The sequence below is a fragment of the Embleya sp. NPDC005575 genome, assembly GCF_040605455.1.
Classification (GTDB): Bacteria; Actinomycetota; Actinomycetes; order Streptomycetales; family Streptomycetaceae; genus Embleya.
The window spans coordinates 1-1,566 of sequence record NZ_JBEXCV010000342.1 but is presented as its reverse complement, the minus strand read 5'-3'; the positions used below and the strand labels follow the sequence as shown (position 1 = coordinate 1,566).

General features: G+C 73.1%; 2 protein-coding genes. Both read right to left on the bottom strand.

The features are described from left to right. Positions 1-73: 73 nt before the first annotated feature. On the bottom strand, positions 74-211 hold the full coding sequence (locus ABZS54_RS42905; RefSeq protein ID WP_355548883.1) for a hypothetical protein: 138 nt from the start codon (positions 209-211) through the stop codon (positions 74-76). Between the two features lie 150 nt (positions 212-361). Further along, on the bottom strand, positions 362-1,566 hold a 1,205-nt coding region (locus tag ABZS54_RS42900; protein WP_355548880.1), incomplete at its 5' end, for an endonuclease/exonuclease/phosphatase family protein.

The following is a 1,566-nucleotide window of genomic DNA, read 5'->3' as shown; positions in this document are numbered from 1 at the left end:
GCCCGTCACCCACGTGGGTGACGGGCCGGCGGTCCGTCGTGATGACCTTCAGCCCGTACTGCCACTCGTATGCTCAGGCCGCGAGCACGCGGTCGGCGCGGGTCTCGGTCGCCGTGCCGACCGAGCCGGCGGCCCGCCGGGTGGAGAGCTTCCAGGTGGCCAGGACACGGGCGATCACGACGACGGCGAAGAGCGCGAACAGAGCGGACATGCGATCAGATCCTCGGAGTTGCCTGAGTGCAGTCGCCTGGGCGAACTGCCTTGCGAGACTCGACGCTAGTCGCGCGCAGCGGCCGTATCGGGTCTCTTGACGCGGCATCGACGCAGGTGAGGTCGTTCCTGACGGGATCTTGACGAAGACTCAGCGCAGCGACAGTTCGGCAATGACCGCGGCGTGATCGGTGTGCGGCACCCGGTGTTCGGACGCCGAGACCACGTCGATCCCGCCGGCCACCAGCACGTGGTCGATCCCGAACAGTGCCGGCAGGCCGTGGAAGTACGCCATCGGCCAGGTGCGCACCAGGACCCGGCCGCGCTCCTCGTGTGCGTCCCGCAGCCCGGCCCCGGTGAGCGCGCGAAAGGAGGCGTTGTCCGAGGTCGCGTTGAAGTCGCCGAGGAAGATCACCGGCAGCGTGCGCCGCTCCGCCTCGCGGCGCAGCGCGTCCATGTCGTGCGCCCACTGCCCGGCCTGCCCACGCATCGGCGGGATGGTGTGCACACCCTGGATCCGGACCCGGCGCCCGTCCACCTCCACGGTGCTGCCGGGCATCGGCATCGTGGTCCGTTCGGGCAACAACCGCTCCTCGCCCAAGGGCCGGCGTGCGTAGATCGCCAGCCCGGACGCGCCGGGTTCGCCGTGGCCGGCCGTGTACGGGAGTTCTCGGGTGAGGCCGGCCTGCTCCAGGCCTGTCGCCAGTTCCGGCGTCAACTCCTGCACGGCCAACACGTCCACCCGCTCACGTCGCACCAATTCGGTGATCCGGACCGGATCCGCCTTGCCGAAGTAGGCATTGGAGGTCATCACCCGCAACCGCACCCCGCCGGGCGCGGGACCGTCGGCGGCGCTCAGCCGCGGCAACATCCACAGGGTGTGCACAACCACCAGGCCCAGCGCGACGAGCAGGGTCAGCCGCATCCGCAACAGCGCCGCACCGAGTAGCACGAGCACCGAGGCGGCCGCGGCGTAGGGCGCGAAGACGGTGATGATCGCGAGCGGCCACATCGCGTCGAACACGAGCAGCCGGGCGCCGGTCACCAGCACCGCGCCCGCGAAGAGCAGGCCGACCACGCTGCGGCCGAGCGTGCGCACCCGGCGCCGCAACCGCCACAGCCGAGGCGGGGGCGGAAGCTCCTCCGCCGGCTCCGCCTCGACCTCGGCGGTCACGGCCGAGTCCCCCCATAGGTCTGCGCCGGCGGCGGCGCAGTGGGTCGAGGCGGTACGGCGGCGCCGGCTGTCGGGCCGGCCGCCGTGCCCGGCCCCGTCGCGGAGGCGGCGGTCCGCGGTCCGGTCGCGGCGGCGTGCGACGGCGGCGCGGAAGCGGGCGCGGGCGGGGGTGCGGGCGCGGC

Bases quoted from the DNA above. Each gene is read 5' to 3' on its own strand.
- ABZS54_RS42905 (WP_355548883.1), bottom strand. From the start codon at position 211: ATGTCCGCTCTGTTCGCGCTCTTCGCCGTCGTCGTGATCGCCCGTGTC.